The 17,781-nt window shown below is 60.4% G+C and carries 16 protein-coding genes; 4 read left to right on the top strand and 12 right to left on the bottom strand.

Annotated features, from left to right (window positions below; translation table 11 throughout):
- From ASC80_RS22535 to ASC80_RS22495, 9 genes are all read right to left on the bottom strand, one after another.
- Nucleotides 1-241, bottom strand: a 241-nt coding sequence (locus tag ASC80_RS22535; protein WP_162244618.1) for a heavy-metal-associated domain-containing protein, incomplete at its 3' end; no start/stop codon positions are given.
- Nucleotides 242-284: 43 nt separating this feature from the next.
- On the bottom strand, nt 285-743 hold the full coding sequence (locus ASC80_RS22530) for a hypothetical protein (RefSeq protein ID WP_234707365.1): 459 nt from the start codon (nt 741-743) through the stop codon (nt 285-287).
- 49 nt (nt 744-792) lie between these two features.
- Complete coding sequence (locus tag ASC80_RS22525; RefSeq protein ID WP_044408983.1) at nt 793-4,002, bottom strand: efflux RND transporter permease subunit; 3,210 nt, start codon at nt 4,000-4,002, stop codon at nt 793-795.
- A complete protein-coding gene (locus ASC80_RS22520; RefSeq protein ID WP_044408980.1) occupies nt 3,995-4,360 on the bottom strand; it encodes a P-II family nitrogen regulator in 366 nt (121 codons plus the stop codon). Before ASC80_RS22520 ends, ASC80_RS22525 begins: the two co-directional genes overlap by 8 nt.
- The gene (gene ihpB / locus ASC80_RS22515) at nt 4,350-5,300 is read right to left on the bottom strand and encodes a divalent metal ion exporter adaptor subunit IhpB (RefSeq protein WP_173427337.1); all 951 of its coding nucleotides are present in this window, start codon (nt 5,298-5,300) and stop codon (nt 4,350-4,352) included. The genes ASC80_RS22520 and ihpB overlap by 11 nt, the downstream gene beginning before the upstream one ends.
- Nucleotides 5,297-6,574, bottom strand: a complete 1,278-nt coding sequence (gene ihpA / locus ASC80_RS22510) for a divalent metal ion exporter subunit IhpA (protein ID WP_056302040.1) — start codon at nt 6,572-6,574, stop codon at nt 5,297-5,299. Before ihpA ends, ihpB begins: the two co-directional genes overlap by 4 nt.
- 54 nt (nt 6,575-6,628) lie before the next feature.
- Entirely contained in the window at nt 6,629-6,991 is a 363-nt protein-coding gene (locus ASC80_RS22505; protein WP_244487350.1) for a hypothetical protein, read from the bottom strand.
- 842 nt (nt 6,992-7,833) lie between these two features.
- The gene (dmeF, locus tag ASC80_RS22500) at nt 7,834-9,135 is read right to left on the bottom strand and encodes a CDF family Co(II)/Ni(II) efflux transporter DmeF (RefSeq protein ID WP_056302038.1); all 1,302 of its coding nucleotides are present in this window, start codon (nt 9,133-9,135) and stop codon (nt 7,834-7,836) included.
- Nucleotides 9,136-9,144: 9 nt separating this feature from the next.
- Nucleotides 9,145-9,423, bottom strand: coding sequence for a metal/formaldehyde-sensitive transcriptional repressor (locus tag ASC80_RS22495; protein WP_056302036.1), 279 nt, complete (start codon nt 9,421-9,423; stop codon nt 9,145-9,147).
- A gap of 85 nt (nt 9,424-9,508) precedes the next feature.
- Here ASC80_RS22495 and ASC80_RS22490 point away from each other — a divergent pair, with 85 nt between their 5' ends.
- The 3 genes from ASC80_RS22490 to ASC80_RS22480 are packed head-to-tail and all read left to right on the top strand — an operon-like array spanning nt 9,509 to nt 14,276.
- A complete protein-coding gene (locus tag ASC80_RS22490; RefSeq protein ID WP_056302034.1) occupies nt 9,509-9,787 on the top strand; it encodes a metal-sensing transcriptional repressor in 279 nt (92 codons plus the stop codon).
- A gap of 37 nt (nt 9,788-9,824) precedes the next feature.
- On the top strand, nt 9,825-11,033 hold the full coding sequence (locus tag ASC80_RS22485; RefSeq protein WP_082512722.1) for an efflux RND transporter periplasmic adaptor subunit: 1,209 nt from the start codon (nt 9,825-9,827) through the stop codon (nt 11,031-11,033).
- A gap of 3 nt (nt 11,034-11,036) precedes the next feature.
- The gene (locus ASC80_RS22480) at nt 11,037-14,276 is read left to right on the top strand and encodes an efflux RND transporter permease subunit (protein WP_056302030.1); all 3,240 of its coding nucleotides are present in this window, start codon (nt 11,037-11,039) and stop codon (nt 14,274-14,276) included.
- Nucleotides 14,277-14,307: 31 nt separating this feature from the next.
- On the opposite strand, the gene ASC80_RS22475 is transcribed toward ASC80_RS22480, so the two are convergent.
- From ASC80_RS22475 to mbfA, 3 genes are all read right to left on the bottom strand, one after another.
- Nucleotides 14,308-15,257 (bottom strand): IS630 family transposase gene (locus tag ASC80_RS22475; RefSeq protein WP_156464498.1). Its coding sequence is split into 2 segments (ribosomal slippage): nt 14,308-15,129 and nt 15,132-15,257, totalling 948 coding nucleotides; the frame shifts between segments, so codons are not numbered across the junction.
- A 133-nt stretch (nt 15,258-15,390) separates the two neighbouring features.
- Nucleotides 15,391-15,921, bottom strand: coding sequence for a cytochrome b (locus tag ASC80_RS22470; RefSeq protein ID WP_056302028.1), 531 nt, complete (start codon nt 15,919-15,921; stop codon nt 15,391-15,393).
- 2 nt (nt 15,922-15,923) lie between these two features.
- Entirely contained in the window at nt 15,924-16,892 is a 969-nt protein-coding gene (gene mbfA / locus ASC80_RS22465) for an iron exporter MbfA (RefSeq protein WP_056302027.1), read from the bottom strand.
- Nucleotides 16,893-17,021: 129 nt separating this feature from the next.
- Between mbfA and ASC80_RS22460 the strand changes: the two genes are divergently transcribed.
- Nucleotides 17,022-17,744, top strand: a complete 723-nt coding sequence (locus ASC80_RS22460) for a hypothetical protein (protein ID WP_056302024.1) — start codon at nt 17,022-17,024, stop codon at nt 17,742-17,744.
- The last annotated feature ends 37 nt before the right edge of the window (nt 17,745-17,781 follow it).

Genomic DNA, 17,781 nt, shown 5'->3' with positions numbered 1-17,781 from the left:
TGCTTCCCGCCGCGTCGACTTGCGCGACGCGATAACCCAGATCCGAAACGCGCTGACATATGCCATCGTCGGCTTCGCTGCCGTCATGGCTGACGATCACGGTACCTGCGGGGACCGAGACGACCACGTCCTGGACGCCGGGCAGCCGTTGCAGGGCGTTCTCGATCTTCGTGGCGCAGGAGGCGCAGTCCATACCCTCGACACGGAGCCGGATTTTCGTGGGCTGCGCAATGTCGCTCACGATCGTCCCCTAAGGAACTTGCTGCGAACGTCCTCGTTCGAACTCATGTCCTACCCTCCTTGCGCAAGCGCTTGTAGAGCGCCTCGACAGCATCGGAAAAATCCAGCGCCGCATTCTGAGCGCAATGGTCCTCAAGGAAATGCAATTGGCCGACAAGATCGAACGTTACCGGGGCGAGATCGAGCCCCTCGTCCACGCCTGGTGGCCTGCTGAGGATGATTCCGCTCATGAAGCCTTGTGCCCAAGCGAGGTAATCTCTCCGGAGCACCGGATTCGCTTTGACGTCATCACTGAAGCGTTGGCACGTCGTAGCGCCCAGACCGACAATCTTGGCCTTCTGCGATTCCGCCTGCAGCACCTGCCATCCGGCGGTCGCAAGCAATGGACCGGACGATAGCGCCAGGACCAGAAGCCATCGCCTGCACCAACCGCCCGTATGACTCACGCGAGCGTTCGCTCCGTCCTGGCCGTCACTTCTGCCTGGAGCTCCGTTGTTGGTCATCGTTAATCCCCATTCAGAACAGGGACGATGATCCCCGCGGCGAGACACCTCATGGGTTTACTCCCTCCACAGCGGGCGAGTTCGAGCCGCCATTCTCCGGATCTTCCCGTCTGAACAGGACGTAGAGCGCGGGCAACACCAGCAACGTCAAGATCGTCGAGGAGATGATTCCGCCGATCACCACGGTCGCCAGTGGTCGCTGCACCTCGGCGCCCGCACCGGTGGCAACCGCCATCGGCACGAAGCCGAGCGAGGCGACCAGCGCCGTCATCAACACGGGTCGCAGCCGGGTCAGCGCACCTTCGCGGACCGCATCGACAAGGGCATGTCCTTCTCGCCTCAGGCGCTCAATGAAGGTGATGATGACCAGACCATTGAGCACCGCTACGCCGGACAACGCGATGAAGCCGATCCCCGCGCTGATCGACAATGGGATGCCGCGCAGCAAGAGTGCCACGATGCCGCCCGTCAGTGCGAGCGGCACCCCACTGAACACCAGCAACGCATCGGCCATTGATCCCAGGCTCATAAAAAGGAGCAAAAGGATCAGCAAAAGCGCGATCGGCACGACGATCGTCAATCGTTGCGTGGCGGAAACAAGCTGTTCGAATTGGCCGCCCCATCCGATCCAGTAGCCCGCCGGCAATTTCACTTTCTCCTCGACCTGTTTCTGTGCGTCGGCAACGAATGACCCGAGATCACGGCCGCGCACGTTGGCGGTAACCACGATGCGCCGCTTGCCGTTTTCGCGGCTGATCTGATTGGGACCCAACGCAACGTCGATTTCGGCAAGTTCGGAAAGCGGCACGTACCGGATTTGAGCAAGCGGCGAATTGTTCCAAACCGCTGGCTTTGCCTTGGCGTCGTTCTCCAGAGGAGGCAATGGCACCGGCAGCGCCCGGACCGCCTGAATGTCAGATCGCAGATACTCCGGAAGCCTAACCACGATCTTGAAGCGCCGGTCTCCCTCAAAGACAAGGCCGGAGGGTTTTCCCCCAACGGCGATTTCGATCAAATTCTGGACGTCCGACACATTGATTCCGTATCGTGACAAGGCCTGTCTATTGAGCTTCACCGTCAACACCGGCAAGCCGGAGGCTTGTTCGGTCTTGACGTCGGCCGCGCCTTGAACATTCTGCAACACGGCTTGCACCTTTGCTGCCGATTGGACCAGCGTGTCGAGATCGTCGCCAAAAATCTTGACACCGACGTCGCTGCGGACCCCGGAGATTAATTCGTTGAAGCGCATTTCGATCGGCTGCGATATCTCGTACACGCTGCCCGGAACGTCTTTGGCGGCTTCCTGGATTTCACGAACCACCGCGGCCTTGCTCTTCTCCGGATCAGGCCATTCCTTGCGCGGCTTCAACATTACGTAACCATCCGAAGTCGACGGTGGCATCAGATCGGTTGCGACTTCTGCGGTGCCGGTCCGTGCGAAGGCCTCCTTGACCTCGGGAATCTTCAGCAGCCGCTTTTCGAGCATCGCCTGCATTTCCAGCGACTGGGTCAGGCTCGTTCCCGGGATCCGGATCGCCTGCAGCGCGACATCCCCCTCGTCGAGGCTGGGAATGAATTCACCGCCCATGCGCGTCGCGGCGATGCCGCAGACGATGACCAGCAACGCGGCGACGGCGGCGACACCGAAACGGTTGCGAATCGAGGCGGACAGCAACGGCGTGTAGAGCTTTCGCGCGCCGCGCATGAAGAAGTTTTCGTGTTCGGAGACCTTTCCGGTCACCAAGAGGGCAACCGCCGCCGGCACGAAGGTGAGCGACAGGATGCTGGCGCCGGTGAGCGCCATCAGGACCGTCAAGGCCATCGGCGTGAACATCTTGCCTTCGACGCCAGTCAGCGTGAGGATGGGCAGGTAGACCACGCCGATGATCAAGGTTCCGAACAAACTGGGACCGATCACCTCCCTCGACCCGGCGAGAATGGTCTCGAACCGTTCCTGACGATTGAGCAATCGGCCCTGCCGATGCTGTTCTTCCGCCAATAGCCGCAGGCAGTTCTCGACGATGATGACTGCGCCGTCGATGATGATGCCGAAGTCAATGGCGCCGAGGCTCATCAGGTTGGCGCTGACCTTGTTCTCCACCATGCCGGTGATCGTGAACAGCATGGCTAGAGGAATCACGCATGCGGTCGCGATCGCCGCTTTGAAATTTCCCAAGATCATGAAGAGAATCACGATAACGAGCAGCGCACCTTCGACCAGGTTTTTTTCCACGGTCGCAACCGTCGCCTCGACAAGGTGCGTTCGGTCATATACCGCGCGCGCGATCACGCCATCCGGCAACGATCGGCCGATCTCCTTGAGTTTGGCGGCAACCCGCTGCGCGACAGCGCGACTGTTCTCGCCGATCAGCAGCATTGCGGTTCCGAGAACGGTTTCCTTGCCGTTCACGGTGGCCGCGCCGGTCCGCAGATCCTTGCCTTCCCTCACCTCGGCGACGTCTCCGATTCGAACCGGAACGCCATTGTGAGAGCCAATCACAATTTCCTTGATTTCCTCGACGTTCGCCACCTGGCCCGGCGTCCGAACCAGATATTGCTCGCCATTCCGCTCGATATAGCCTGCACCCACATTGGCGTTGTTCGACGCCAGCGCCGTCATCACGTCGCGGAAGCTGAGCTTGTAGGCCATCAGTTGCGCCGGGTCCGGCAGCACATGAAATTGCTTCTCGAAGCCTCCGATGGTGTTGACCTCGATGACGCCCGGGACGTTGCGCAACTGTGGTTTGATGATCCAGTCCTGGATCGTCCGCAGATCGCTCGGCGTATAATCGCCGCCGCCCTCTTTACGGGCGCCGGGCTTCGCTTCGACCGTGAACAAATAGATTTCGCCGAGTCCTGTCGAGATCGGTCCCATCGCGGTCTCGACGCCGGCGGGCAGTTGGTCCTTGACCTGCTGGATGCGCTCGTTGACCAACTGCCTGGCGAAATAGATGTCGGTCCCATCCTTGAAGATGATCGTGACCTGGCTCAAGCCGTAACGTGACTGTGAGCGCGTGCTGTCGAGATGCGGCAGCCCGCCCATGGCGGTCTCGATCGGAAACGTGATCCGCTGCTCGACCTCCAGCGGCGAATAGCCAGGCGCGCTGCTGTTGATCTGGACCTGGACGTTGGTGATGTCGGGCACCGCGTCGATCGGCAGCCGGGTGAAATTCCAGGCGCCGAGGGCCGCCATGATGAGAATGCCGATCATGACCAGCCATCGCTGCCGGATGGCGAACGACAGAATTCCATCAATCATGACGCTGCTCCTGATGCTCGCCGATCTCCCGGATGCGTCCGAACGAATGCACGGACGTTGTGTAGATCACGCCATCGCCTTTCCGACCGGTCCAAGCGGCCGCTGCAATGCGTTCGCAGATCGGCGCCGCTTGGTCCGACCGGCAGACAAGCCTCAGTTCCAGAAACTGGTGGTAGGTGATGTCCTCATCGCTCGCGACATACGACCCGCCCTGTCCCCGGCCGCGGCCCTGGCCGCGCACCTCGTCGAAGGTAAAACCTGGAAAATTCGTGAGATCATGAAGGGCGCGGACCACATGGCCCTCCATGTGAGGTCTGATCAACGCGGTGATCAAAATCATGTCGTTCTCAGTGTTCATCACCGCCCGCTCCTTTCGTCATCTCAGCCTTTACGATGAAGCTGTTCTTGGCCGCATAGACGTCGCCGTCCAGAACGCCGTCGGTGATCTCGACGAGCTGCGGATCGCGTTCACCGATTACAACGTTTCGTGCCTCGAACTTTTCGCCGTTGCGAACGAAGACGATCGTGCGGTTTTCCACGGTCTGCAGCGCCGATGATTTCACCGCGACGCCGACCTTTTTCGCGGTGAGCATCAAACGACCGGTGACGAAGAGTCCCGGGCGAAGCCGTTGTCCGGCGTTCGGTACCATTGCCCTAGCGATCGCACTCTGGGTGTCACTGCTGCCAACCGGGGAGAGATAGGAAATTTTCGCATCGATTGGCGCGCCGCCGTCCGCTGGATCGATGAACACTTGGTCACCGACACTGACCCGCTTGAGATCGCGCCGATAGACCGAGAAATCGACCCATACGGTCGACAAATCCGCGACCACGAAAGCGGGCTTCTGCTCGGAAGCGTACTCGCCCAACGTGATCTGGCGATCGATCACCGTTCCGGCCAACGAGGCCTTTAATTCGTACTGGGTTAGGCTTTGGTTGCTCTCGATGACTGCAAGGACGTCACCCTTCTGGACGGCGTTGCCGATCCGCTTGCGCACGTCGCGGACGATCCCCGGGAAGCGGGGTGTAACCTGGACCAGCGATTCCTGGTTCGGTTGGACAATGCCGTTGAGGAAAAGGCTTTCGCGCAGCACGCCGGATGAGGCTTTCACGAGTTCGATCTCCGAAGCCTCGACCTTGGCGTCGCTCAGGATAATGCTCTCTGAGTGCTCGTCCTTGTCCGTTTTTTCGGTGGGTGTGACTTTCGAGCTTGCTGGCATCAGCATGCGATAGCCGCCGTAGCCCAGCGCGACGGCGACCAGAATGAACACGGAGTAGCGAACAATTGCCTTGATCATCTTGAACTCTGATGTGTGAGCGAAAACGGGTTGCCGACAAGACCTTCGATCGTCGCCACGGCAATATGGAAATTCTGCAACGCTTCCTGCTCGCGCAGCCGAGCCTGGGCGAGCGTGGCTTGCGCATCGAGGACTTCGAGCAATGTGAACCGTCCCTGGCCGTAGCCATCGACGATTGCCTCCGCCGCCGCCTCCGCCTTCGGGATTGCGGACTTCCTGAGGATCGCTAGCTCGCGCAGCGATCCTTCCAGAGAGTCATAGGCCCGCCCCGCCAGCACAACGAGCGTGGCCTTGTTCGCCGCTCTTTCGGCGGCCGCTTTTGCCAAGCTTTCCTGTGCGGAGAGGATGTTGCCCTGGTTCTGGTCGAACACCGGGATCGGAATAGAGATTCCCAGCCGCACGGCATTGTCGCCGGTTTCATTGAAGTGCCGCCAGCCCGCGCTCACTCGCACGTCGGGATAAGGCTTGAGTCGCGCCACCAACAACTCGGCATTCCGCTGCGCGTAGACTGCCGTCCATCGCACCAATTGCGGATTTGCATCGATGGCGGCGATGACGGATTTAAAGGATGGCGGGCGGCCGACCGCTTCAAAGCGCCCGGTTACGGTCGAAAATCGCGGAGAGGTGTCGCCCATGAGTACTGCAAGGTCGCGCCGCGCACTCGACAGCGAGGCTTTGACGCGTTCACGGTCGGCCTTGACAAGGTCCGAGGCGACCTGAGCCCGTCCCGTTTCAGCCGGCGACGACGCGCCAGCCTCGACGCGCCGTTGCAGCAAGGGGGTCAGGCGATCGATGGCGGCCACCTGATCGTTCAAAATCTGGACGCGCCGTTGCGCGCCGAGCACCGTCAGGAAGGCCACCGCCGTTTCCGACAGGACCTCCAGTCGAACAGCCTTGCGCTGGATGACGGCGACGTTGAGCCCGGCCGCTCCCGCCGCGATGCGCGCGTCGCGTTTGCCGAACAGCTCGAACAGTTGGCTGATCTGCACGGTCGTCTCGGCCGACCACGTGCCGCGGTAGGGCCCCGAGCCGAGCGAATTGTCCTGTTCGTAAGACAGGTCGGGATTGAAAAGCGCCCCGGCCTGGATTCGCTGGCCGGTTGCAATGCCGACATCCCGCTCGGAGGCGGTGAGACGCGGATTGGCTGCAAGCGCTCGCTGTAACGCATGCTGAAGCGTCATTGGCCGCGACGCGGCCCAGGCAATGCTCGAGGGCAGCCCGAATAGGATCAGCGACACGCACAAGAGGCGCGCCGGAGCACATTTGGAAAACATAAAAATGACCTCGAAAACGACAATTCAGGGCGCAGAGCGCCCCGGCGACGATTTTCAGGTCAGATGCCGTGGTGGGGGCGGATCGAGTCCCGGTGCCAGACCGGAATCATGCGTCAATCGCGCCAGAATCAACTTGGATGTTGGTTCAAGCGGCGTCGCTAAAATGACAGGGATCGGGACGGACACAGAAAAACACCCATGGCAATGGTGTTCGACCGCCAAGCCCTTGCCGGAAAGGTCGACGTCCTTGTTCATCTGCGTTGCAACGATCGAACTGCCGGCGGGGTTCGTTACGTCGATATCGTAGAGGCTATGCAGCGTCCCGGCCAACAAATAGGCAACCATCAGGAACACAGCCGCAATGCCGCGCGGGCTGCGCAAGCGACGTTTTCCAGACGGGTCAGACGCGAACGTCAAATGGAACTCACTCTCCTTGATCCCAACGAGCCTATCACCTGAAGTTAGTCCGTGTCGATCCGCAACAATATTACACTCGCCGACCTGAACGGGCGTTTCCCAGAGTCTATCCTGCCCGGTACAATAGTTGGGAAGTGTCGATGTAGTCAGGACCTTGCTTGAGCAGCCAAGTGCACGCCCTCCTCAGATGCGGTCGACCATGTGCGTAATGCTTCGCACGCGGCCTCATTGATATGCCTCTGCTGTTGGGGCTTAGGGAAATTGTTTGAATGAGAAGAATTGGAGGCTCGCGAAAGCCGCGAGGCCAACGGACCGCTCTTACGCCGCCTTTGAAATATCAATTTGGCGCCGACCACAACCCCGAGAAGAACGGCTGCGACGAGAGCGTCCCTCCTGACCACAACCCGAGAGAAGTGCCACTCAAAATGCGCCGCGTAGTCTGCGACGTAAGCAATTGCAGTCGCGCTCGCCAAAGATGCAAACAAACTCATCGATCTCCTTAAATTGTCTGTCATATGCTACCTTGAATACCGAGACTCGCTTCGAACAAGCCGTCAAAGTTTAAGTTTGATGCCGTGACGCCTTTGGCTAGACTGTCAGCGCAGCAATAATGCTGCGCCTACTTTCCCCCGCCCCACACGGCGGAGCTTTTTTGTTGGTTGCATCGAAAAGGCAAGGACTTTGACCATTGCTGGGCCAAGTGTTCTGCCATTTAGCGTCTCGCGGTGCTGAAAGGGTCCGAACCTGCCATCGACGCTGGTATAGGTCTTCGTCCTGCCCCGGACACGGTTATTACTGAAGCAGGTTAGGCCCATCCTCATGGGGCCGTGCCAGTGCAGTTTTTATTGATCCCGTCGCACTAGCCGCGTCGCCTGATCACTGACCTCGATTGTAACGTGGGACAAATCGCCGAACTTGCCAAGCATGCGGCGATAATATTCGGCTTCGCGGCGTTTCTCGGTGGCGATGGCGACGATTGCTCCAAGGTGTCCGGGTCCCAGCCGCCAAAGGTGCAGGTCGGTCACCCGATCTCCGTCGCGCTCGATCGTCTGTCTGACCTTTTCCGCCATCCGCGGGTCCGGATTGCGGTCCAGCAATATGCCGCCGGTATCGCGTAAAAGTCCGAACGACCAGTTTGCGATGACGACGGCGCCGATAAGGCCGGCGAGCGGATCCATCCAGAGCCATCCGAAGGTGCGCGCGAGGAGAAGTCCGACAATCACCAGCACCGAAACGGCGGCGTCGGCCGCCACGTGAACGACCGCGGCACGCATGTTGTTGTCACGATGATGAGCGCCCGCTGGCGCATCGTGATCGTGCTCTTCGAATCTTTCTTCAAATTCCTCGAACCGATCGCCCTGTCTCACGCGGACCTTGGCCACGAACTCATGCGGTTCCGGAATCTCGTCGAGCGATTCCAGATATCCTCCGCGATCCGCGAATGTGAATGTCTGTCTGCCGCCCGCAGGTCTTATGGTTTCAATGGCGGCGTGCGAAGCATGCAACTGCAAACCATCCGGAAGCCGCAATCGGAAGCGAGGCGGCACACCATTTTCAAAAATCTCAAGCTCGATGACGCCGGCTCCCAGGTCGATCCGGCGAACATCCTCACCATGATCGTGAGGATGTTCGGGGCCGTGTGAATGACCATGGCCATGACTGTGCCCATGGTGCCCATGATGACCGCCGGACAGCAACCACGCACTCACCAGATTGACCGCGAGACCGAGCACGGCAATCGGAATGGCCTCATTGAAACTGATGGCGACGGGGGACAGAAAACGCGATACCGCCTCATAACCGATCAGCAACGCGACCATCGCCAATATGATTGCGCTACTGTATCCGGCCAAATCCCCGAACTTTCCGGTGCCGAAGGTGAAATTCCGGTCGTGGGCATGTCGGCGCGCATACGTATAGGCCAAAGCCGCCAACAGAAGCGCGCCGGCGTGCGTCGACATATGCAGACCGTCTGCGATCAGGGCCAACGATCCGAACAGTGCACCGCCGACGATCTCCGCTATCATCATCGCGCCACACAGCACGATGACCCCCCAGGTCCGGCGCGCGGCCTTGTCGTGATCTTCGCCCAGAAAAACGTGATCATGCGCGGCAAGAGGATCGAACGTTCGGTCGGCGGTCATGGGGTGTCCTTACTTCAGGTAGGTGTGAACGACTTCGATCAGTTGATCCGCCGCATCCGCATTGAGCGCGCCAGGATTCTTCTGGGGGTCAACCAGATGGGTGCGGATGTGATCCTCCACGACCTCGGCCATCAGACCTGCGACACTTCCACGGATGCCGGCAATCATGTGCATGATGCGCTCGCACCCGGCTTCTTCGCTTAAGGCACGCTCGATGGCTTCAAACTGACCGCGGATGCGGCGAACGCGCGCAAGCAGCTTCTTTTTCTCGCGGACGGTGTGGCTCATGCGACAATATAGCCTACCCCCCTATCCTTTTCAAGCTTGTAACTTTCGGGTTGGCATATCCCCCCAGGGAGGATAGGTTCCGCGGATGGCAAAAGTTCACGTTCACGAAACTCATCCCAATATCGTCAGGCGGCTCCGGCGCGCCGAGGGTCACCTCCGTCGTGTCATCGACATGTTCGACGAAGGCCGGTCGTGCCTGGATCTGGCTCAGCAGCTTCATGCCGTCGAGAAGGCCATCGGCGAGGCGAAGCGCACATTGATCCACGACCACGTCGACCATTGCCTCGATCGCGCCGTGAGCGGACCCAGCAAATCGACAAGAACCGTCGTCGATGAATTCAAGGCGATTTCCAAATATCTGTGACGGTGGCGCGCTGGCTCCACGTCGGAAGAGTATCATGATGAGTCGCTCGACAATCGTTGTGCTTGCGTTCGCGGCAGGAGCCGCGATTTTCGCGCTGGGGCTGTCGACGACCCTTCAACGGGCAATCGGGATGGGACCGCCGGCCAAGACGGCAATATTGCCCAAGCCGTCGGCACCGGAGCTGATCTCCAGCCTTCTGTCTATGAGTGATGAGCAGATCAAGCTCGCGCAGATCGATCTGGTCGACGTAGGACCGGCAGCAATCGCCAAGCGTCTCGTTGTTCCGGGTTCGGTTGTTCCCGACGCGGACCGGATCGCACATGTCTCGGTCAAGCTATCGGGGACGGTCGCGGAGCTGCGTAAGAATATCGGTGAAGATGTCGCAAGGGATGAAGTGATCGCCGTCCTCGAAAGCCGCGAGGTCGCGGATGCCAAGAGCGAATATCTGGCAGCCGGACTTACAAACGATCTGCAACAGGATTTGTCCACCCGCGACAAGACGCTCTGGGACAGCCGTGTAGGCACCGAGCAGCAATACCTGCGGTCGCGCAACGCCGCGGCGCAGACCGAAATGCGCTTGAAGATCGCGCGGCAGAAGTTGCTCGCGCTGGGCCTAGGCGAAAAGGAAATCACTGCGGTGCCCAAAGCCCCGGAGGCTTCGCTTCGACGCCAGGATGTACGCTCACCGATCTCCGGGCGGGTGGCCGAACGCAAGGTCGAGTTGGGAACGGCGGTCGGCCGCGACAGTCTGGAGACCGAACTGTTCGTCGTGGTCGACCTTAGCCGTGTCTGGGTGGAATTGTCTGTTGCCTCTTCCGACCTTCCTCTGATCAAGGAAGGCCAGCAGGTCAAAATTTCCGCGCGAGGCCTCACCGAGACGGCCACTGGCAAGATTGTCTTCGTGAGTCCGCTGGTCGACAAGGATACGCGCACGGCGCGCGTCGTCGCCGAAATGCAGAATCCTGACCGGATGTGGCGTCCGGGCTCGTTCGTCACGGCGGCGATCGCCCTCAACGAGCGGACCGTGCCCCTCGTCGTGCCGGCGACCGCAATTCAGAAGCTGGACGGCCAACCGATCGTATTCGTCCGGACCAAAGACGGTTTCGAGAAGCGCGACGTCGTGCTGGGCGAGAGGGAGGATCAGACCGTCGAGATCGTGTCCGGCCTGACGCCCGGCGAGGCCATCGCAGCGACGAACACGTTTCCGCTCAAGGCCGAGTTGTCGAAGCCTCGGGACGAGGACTGAGCGATGATCGAACGCATCATCGATTTTTCGGTCCGGCGCCGATGGCTCGTCTTGCTGATCACGCTGGCGGCAGTCGTGTCGGGCTTCTGGTCGCTGACCAAGCTTCCGATCGATGCGGTTCCGGACGTCACCAATGTCCAGGTCCAGGTCAATGCCGTGGCTCCGGCGCTGACGCCGGTCGAAATCGAGAAGCAGGTCACCGTGGCGCTGGAAACGGTGCTGGCTGGCACGCCCGGCTTGGAATCGACGCGGTCCTTTTCGCGAAACGGTTTTGCCCAGATCACGGCCGTGTTCACCGATCGCACCAATATCTACTTTGCGCGCCAGCAGGTCTCGGAGCGCATCAACGAGGCCAAGGCCAATCTGCCGCCCAGCGTGGACATCAAGCTGGGGCCGATTTCGACGGGACTTGGCGAGATCTACTGGTGGGCGGTCGAATACGCCAAGCCAGGCGCTATTGCGCCGGTGCGCGATGGGCAGCCCGGCTGGCAGTCGGACGGGACATACCTGACGCCCGAAGGTGAGCGCCTGACCGATGATTTTCAGCGGACGGTGTATCTGCGCACCGTGCAGGACTGGATCATCCGTCCGCAGATGAAGACGGTCCCCGGGGTGGCTGGCGCCGATGCTATCGGTGGTTTCGTCAAGCAGTTCCAGGTGCAACCCGACCCAGCACGGCTGATCAGCTTTGGACTATCTCTCAATCAGGTCATCGAGGCCATCGAGGCCAATAATGTCAGCCGCGGCGCCAACTACATCGAACAAAATGGTGAAGGTTACGTGGTCCGCGCCAGTGGCCGCGTCGAAAACATAGAAGACATCTTGCAAATCGTCGTGGCCACGCGGGCCGGCGTGCCGGTGCGCGTCAAGGATGTCGCCGACGTCGTGATCGGCAAGGAGTTGCGGACCGGCAGCGCCAGCGTCAACGGCCGCGAAGTCGTCCTTGGAACGGCGCTCATGCTGATCGGAGGCAACAGCCGCACGGTCGCGGCTGCGGCGGATGCGAAGATCAAGGAGATCAGCCGGGCGCTTCCGCCCGGCATCTATGCCCACACCGTGCTCAACCGGACGCAATTGGTCGATGCCACGATCAAGACTGTCGCCACCAACCTGGCCGAAGGCGCTCTGCTCGTCATCGTCGTACTCTTCCTCCTGCTAGGCAACCTGCGGGCCGCGGTAGTGACCGCGTGCGTCATCCCGGTCACCATGATGCTGACCGCAACCGGCATGCTGCAGGGCAAGATCAGCGCCAATCTCATGAGCCTGGGCGCGCTGGATTTCGGACTGATCGTGGACGGCGCCGTGATCATCGCGGAAAACAGTCTGCGCCACCTCGCCGAACGCCAGCGCGAGTTCGGGCGAGTGCTGGCGTTGGACGAACGGCTGCAGACCGTCAAGGAATCCGCCATCGAAATGATCCGGCCTACAGTCTACGGCCAGCTTATCATCATTCTCGTCTACGTGCCGCTGCTGACGTTCACGGGCGTCGAGGGCAAGACGTTCGAGCCGATGGCGCTGACGGTCATCATCGCGCTCGTTGCGGCCTTCGTCGTCTCGCTGACGTTCGTCCCGGCCATGGTTGCACTGACCGTCACCAAGCCTGTCAACGAGCAGGAAAACGCCATCATCCGCAAGCTGAAGGCGGGCTATGCGCCGCTGTTGACGCGGGTGATCGCGTCGCCGCTGCCGGCTATCGGGATTGCTTCGGTTCTGTTCATCGCGGCGGGTTTGCTGTTCACCCGGCTGGGGCAGGAGTTCACGCCGACGCTGGATGAGAAGAACATCGTGATGGAGGTCAAGCGTATCCCGAGTACGTCGATAACCCAATCGCAAGCCATGCAACTCCAGATCGAGAGTGTCGTCAGCAAGTTTCCGCAGGTGGCGTTTGTGTTCTCCCGTACCGGAACCCCGGACCTCGCCGCAGACCCGATGCCGCCGAACGCGTCCGACACCTACATTATCGTCAAGCCGCAGGCCGAGTGGCCTGATCCATCGATGACCAAGGACGATCTCATCAAGCAGATCGAAGCGGAAGCCTCGAAACTGCCGGGGAACAAACTCGGCTTTTCCCAGCCCATCGAAATGCGGTTCAATGAGCTGATCGCCGGCGTGCGCGAGGATCTGGCGGTCAAGGTGTTCGGCGATGATTTCGAGCAGATGCAGCGGGCCGCCGGTAGCATCGCCAATACGCTGCGCCGCATTGACGGCGCCCAGAATGTGAAGATGGAGCAGACTGCCGGTCTTCCGTTCCTCGAGATCAAGATCGACAAGGCCGAAATCGCACGACGAGGACTCAGTTTGCTCGCGGTTCAGGACGTGATCGAGGCCGCAATCGGCGGTCGGGTCGCCGGACTGGTCTTCGAGGGTGATCGACGTTTCCAGATCATCGTCAGGCTGAACGACGCATTGCGCAACGATATCGCGGCGCTGGAAAACCTGCCGGTCCAACTGCCGCGACTGACCGCAAATGCCGCGGTGGCATCCGTCCCCCTTCGCGCTCTGGCGACATTCGAGCAAACCGAGGGCGCAAACCAGATCAGTCGTGAGAACGGCAAGCGGCGCGTCGTCGCGACGGCTGAAGTGCGTGGGCGGGATATCGGATCATTGGTCGCCGAGGCGCAAGCGATCGTCGGAGAGAAGGTCAAGCTGGCACCGGGGACCTGGCTCTCCTGGGGTGGGCAGTTCGAGAATTTCTCCGTCGCCCGGCAGCGTCTGATGTTCGTGGTCCCCGGCTGTTTCCTCTTGATATTCCTGCTGCTGTTCGGTGCCCTTGGTTCCGCGCGGGACGCGCTTCTGGTCTTCAGCGCGGTGCCCCTCGCGCTTACCGGCGGCATTGCCGCACTGTGGCTGCGGGGCATGCCGTTCTCGATCTCGGCCGCGGTCGGCTTCATCGCACTCTCCGGAGTCGCCGTCCTGAATGGATTGGTGATGTTGAGCCAGATTCGAAGATTGGTTTCGGAAGGTGTGGATACCCGCGTGGCCATCAGCCAAGGCGCTCTGACGCGGTTTCGTCCGGTCATCATGACCGCGCTGGTCGCCTCGCTCGGCTTCGTGCCGATGGCGCTTGCGACGGGGACGGGAGCAGAAGTGCAGAAGCCGCTGGCGACCGTGGTGATCGGTGGCCTGTTGAGCGCGACGCTGCTCACCTTGCTGGTCTTACCCGCGCTTTATTCCTACTTCGCATCTATCGAAAGCCAGACGAAGCCCGGCCGCGCGTTCGTTCCGAACCGGGCGGCCGAATAAAGCTCTATTGCAAGCGCGAACCTAGAGCGTTTCACGTTTTGATTGAAGCGTATCCTGCGTTTGCGAAGTAGTTGGCGCATTCTGCGGGCTGGATGGTTGCGATGAGGCTGCCGAGATTTCGGCAGATTTCATCGAGGGTGCGTTTCTGGGCGGCGCGCATCCAGTGCTTGATCTTGGCGAAGGCCTGCTCGATCGGGTTGAGGTCGGGTGAGTATGGCGGCAGATACCATAGCCTGGTACCTGCGGCCTTGATCAGGCGGCGCAGCGCGGCCGGCTTGTGGCTTCCGAGATTGTCCATGATGACGATATCGCCGGGCCTCAGACACGGCACGAGCTGTTGTTCGACATAGGCGCGGAAGCACTCGCCGTTGATCGGGCCGTCAAACAGGCAGGGAGCTGTGAGGGCGTCGCAGCGCAGTGCGCCGAGGAAGGTCATCGTACGCCAGCGGCCATATGGTGCGAAGCCCCGCACGCGCTCGCCCCTCAAGCCCCATCCGCGCAGCGGCGCCATGTTGGACTTGATCCAGGTCTCGTCGATAAAGACCAGACGCTGCGGATCGAGGCCGGCCTGCCACGATAGCCAGCGCCGCCGCCGGCGGGCCACATCGGAGCGGCCTTGTTCAAGAGCGAACAGCGTTTTTTTGAATCGCAGTCCTTCGCGGCGCATGAACAGCCACACCGCATTATGCGAGACGCGAACTCCGCGTCCCGCCAGTTCTTCCTTCAGGGCGTGCAGCGTCAGCTGTGAGGTCTGCCTGATCCGCTCCTTGATGAAGCCGCCATGCGGCTCCAGCACCGACTTGCAGTGACCGCCCATCTTGCCGGGCCTGACCGAACCCGTCGCCCGGTAGCGCGCTGCGACCACTTCACCACCGAAGACACCGCAACGCCAAACCGCGCCGCCGCAGCCCGGCAACTCTCACCCTTCGATACCGCAGCGACCGCCCGCTGGCGCAAGTCAATGGAAAGAGGTCTGACCATCGGATGCTGGCCTCCAGTCCAGCCAGCATCTTGAATCATATTCGCGCCAAAACCGGAATCCCTCCCGATTCAATAAACTCGTGAAACGCTCTAGCGTCTCCCATTGATACGAATAGCGAGCGCGCCTCCGGAATCACCACGGCAGCATTCGCTGCATCACACGATCACGATGGATTAAGAGGTGTGCCATTGCCGCCGCAACGTGAACGCCGATTGCGACGAGTAACGACCATTCCATAATTTGATGCCAGCCGTCGATCGCACGAACGCCGGAGGCGCTTTCGGAGGCCAGCATCGGCAAACGGATCAGGAAGAAATACGACAGACTCCATCCGCGAAACGAGGCGAACAGCCAGCCGGTTATGGTCGTTGCCAACACAAGCGCATAAAGCAGCCAGTGGACAGCTTCGGATGTCAGGCGTTGCCAGGGAGGAAGCGAGACTTCCGGCGCAACCGGATGCGTGATGCGCCACCCGAAACGAAGAACGATCAACGCGAGGATGGTGAGCCCGAAGGAAACGTGAAACACCATGGCGCTGCCCGGCTGCGCGCCACGGTGAATGTCCGGCATGAACCAACCGATCGGGTACTGCACCACCAGCAGCGCAACAATGAGCCAATGAAAGACTTTCGCCGTGGTTCCGTAGTGCAATTGCTGGTGCATGACTATGCCGCTCCGATCAGGATGCCGACCGCCAGCACGATCGCACCTCCAAGCACAATCTGGAACACCGCCTGCAGGAATGGCGTGTCCATGTACCGCGTACGAATGTAGGCGATCGCCCACAGTTCAAGAAAGACGACGCCACCGGCGATCGTCGTCGCAATCCAGAACGCGTTGGGCCAGGAATCGGGGACAAGGTAAGGCATGGTGTGGCCGAGGCCACCCAACGTCGTCATCAGGCCGCAGATGGCTCCGCGCAACCAAGGCGAACCGCGCCCGGTCATCGATCCGTCGTCGGACAGCGCTTCTGCAAAGCCCATGCTAATGCCGGCGCCGATCGATGCGGCGAGGCCGACCAGAAACGTCTGCCAGTTTTGATGGGTCGCGAATGCCGCGGCGAAGAGCGGTGCAAGCGTCGACACCGAGCCGTCCATCAATCCGGCGAGGCCCGGTTGAACGTATTGCAGCACGAACATTCGCTTGCGGGTTTTGTCCTCCTCCTCGCGGACGTCAGGGCTGAGGTTGCCAGTCAGTCTCGCAGCGAAGCTTTCGTGATCTTTCTCCATCTCGGCAAGATCGCCAAGCAACTTGCGGACTCCAATGTCGCGGCTCTGTTCGGCGGCTTTCGTATAAAAACGCTCAGCCTCGAACTCCATCGTTTCGGCTTCTTTGCGGATAGTATCTAGGGAGAGATTTTTGGTCAGCCAGATCGGACGGCGGCGCAGGAATCCCTTGACGTTTTCGCGGCGGATCGGCGGCAGATTGGGACCGAACCGTTGTTCGTACAATTCGAGAAGCATGTGGCGATGATTCTTTTCTTCCTCGGCCATCCGCTCGAAAATCTTGGCGGAGTCGGGATATCTGCTCATCAGATCCTCCGCAAAGCTCATGTAGATTCGGCTGTCCTCCTCTTCGCCCGAGATCGCGACGGCAAGCACCTCCCTTTCGGTCAGGTCCGCAAAATTCTTCATTGGAAGCCCCGACGCCATAGTTTAGAATAATTCTAAATCAATTAAGGATGCTGCGGCGACAGGTCAAGCCCAGAATCGCGTTGCCATTCTGAGAACGATCAACGCGGTGGGCCGCGAGCGAGGGCGAAAATGCAGAAGGTCAAATATCGTCTGATCAACTCGCGGCTGGCGCCGCGACGGACCAAGCTGGAGCTACCTGGATGGGCGGGTGAGCGCCAGCCTCGCGCGAATGGTTCGCGCGAACAGGTCTGGCATTGTGTGCCCTTTTCGGAAGGCGCCCAGTACGGGATCGAATTGTTTTATCCCTACGACAACGAGCTTCGCGTGAGCACAAAAGATGGCAAGCTCGTTCTCGACGGAGATTTTGGACCCCCGCCAGAGTCCGGAGTGCAATGGCCGCCGTTCCGGAACTTTGGCGACAGCTACTACACCTATCAACTCCTCCTCGATCTTAAGGTCGAGCAAGGATTCGCTATCAGGACCGAACCGCACCCGCGTTTCTACACCGACCGCACCGATACCGTGCCGGTGGCGGTGCCCGCGCTGATACGAAACTGGTGGCCGATGTTGTTCTTCATGGTGTTCAAGTCCCCCGCCGAAGGACGAACTCACATTTTCCGGCCTAATGAGCCGTTCGTGCAAATCATCGTTATCCCGGAAGAGGCGGCCTTTGAACTTGAGGAGATGAACGACGAGGAGGCCGCCGAACGTGAGCTGCAATCGCGCCGGATATTTGCCAATCGTCCGAAGCTGGCGGAAGGTACCGAGTGGACGTCATCGACAGATACCGTATTCGACGGCACTTATCGCCATCTGCATCGGGCGGCCAAGGATCGAGCCCGCAATCAATAGCGGCTTGATCAAAAGGGGCCTGACGGCCCTTTTGATC

Origin of the sequence: Afipia sp. Root123D2 (assembly GCF_001425835.1) — a bacterium.
In the GTDB taxonomy this organism is placed as follows: domain Bacteria; phylum Pseudomonadota; class Alphaproteobacteria; order Rhizobiales; family Xanthobacteraceae; genus Afipia.
Note: the sequence above shows the minus strand (reverse complement) of the source record. Positions and strands in the feature narration are given on the sequence as shown.

Bases quoted from the DNA above. Each gene is read 5' to 3' on its own strand.
- ASC80_RS22530 (WP_234707365.1), bottom strand. From the start codon at position 743: ATGACCAACAACGGAGCTCCAGGCAGAAGTGACGGCCAGGACGGAGCG.
- ASC80_RS22525 (WP_044408983.1), bottom strand. From the start codon at position 4,002: ATGATTGATGGAATTCTGTCGTTCGCCATCCGGCAGCGATGGCTGGTC.
- ASC80_RS22520 (WP_044408980.1), bottom strand. From the start codon at position 4,360: ATGAACACTGAGAACGACATGATTTTGATCACCGCGTTGATCAGACCT.
- ihpB (WP_173427337.1), bottom strand. From the start codon at position 5,300: ATGATCAAGGCAATTGTTCGCTACTCCGTGTTCATTCTGGTCGCCGTC.
- ihpA (WP_056302040.1), bottom strand. From the start codon at position 6,574: ATGTTTTCCAAATGTGCTCCGGCGCGCCTCTTGTGCGTGTCGCTGATC.
- dmeF (WP_056302038.1), bottom strand. From the start codon at position 9,135: ATGACCGCCGACCGAACGTTCGATCCTCTTGCCGCGCATGATCACGTT.
- ASC80_RS22495 (WP_056302036.1), bottom strand. From the start codon at position 9,423: ATGAGCCACACCGTCCGCGAGAAAAAGAAGCTGCTTGCGCGCGTTCGC.
- ASC80_RS22490 (WP_056302034.1), top strand. From the start codon at position 9,509: ATGGCAAAAGTTCACGTTCACGAAACTCATCCCAATATCGTCAGGCGG.
- ASC80_RS22485 (WP_082512722.1), top strand. From the start codon at position 9,825: ATGAGTCGCTCGACAATCGTTGTGCTTGCGTTCGCGGCAGGAGCCGCG.
- ASC80_RS22480 (WP_056302030.1), top strand. From the start codon at position 11,037: ATGATCGAACGCATCATCGATTTTTCGGTCCGGCGCCGATGGCTCGTC.
- ASC80_RS22470 (WP_056302028.1), bottom strand. From the start codon at position 15,921: ATGCACCAGCAATTGCACTACGGAACCACGGCGAAAGTCTTTCATTGG.
- mbfA (WP_056302027.1), bottom strand. From the start codon at position 16,892: ATGAAGAATTTTGCGGACCTGACCGAAAGGGAGGTGCTTGCCGTCGCG.
- ASC80_RS22460 (WP_056302024.1), top strand. From the start codon at position 17,022: ATGCAGAAGGTCAAATATCGTCTGATCAACTCGCGGCTGGCGCCGCGA.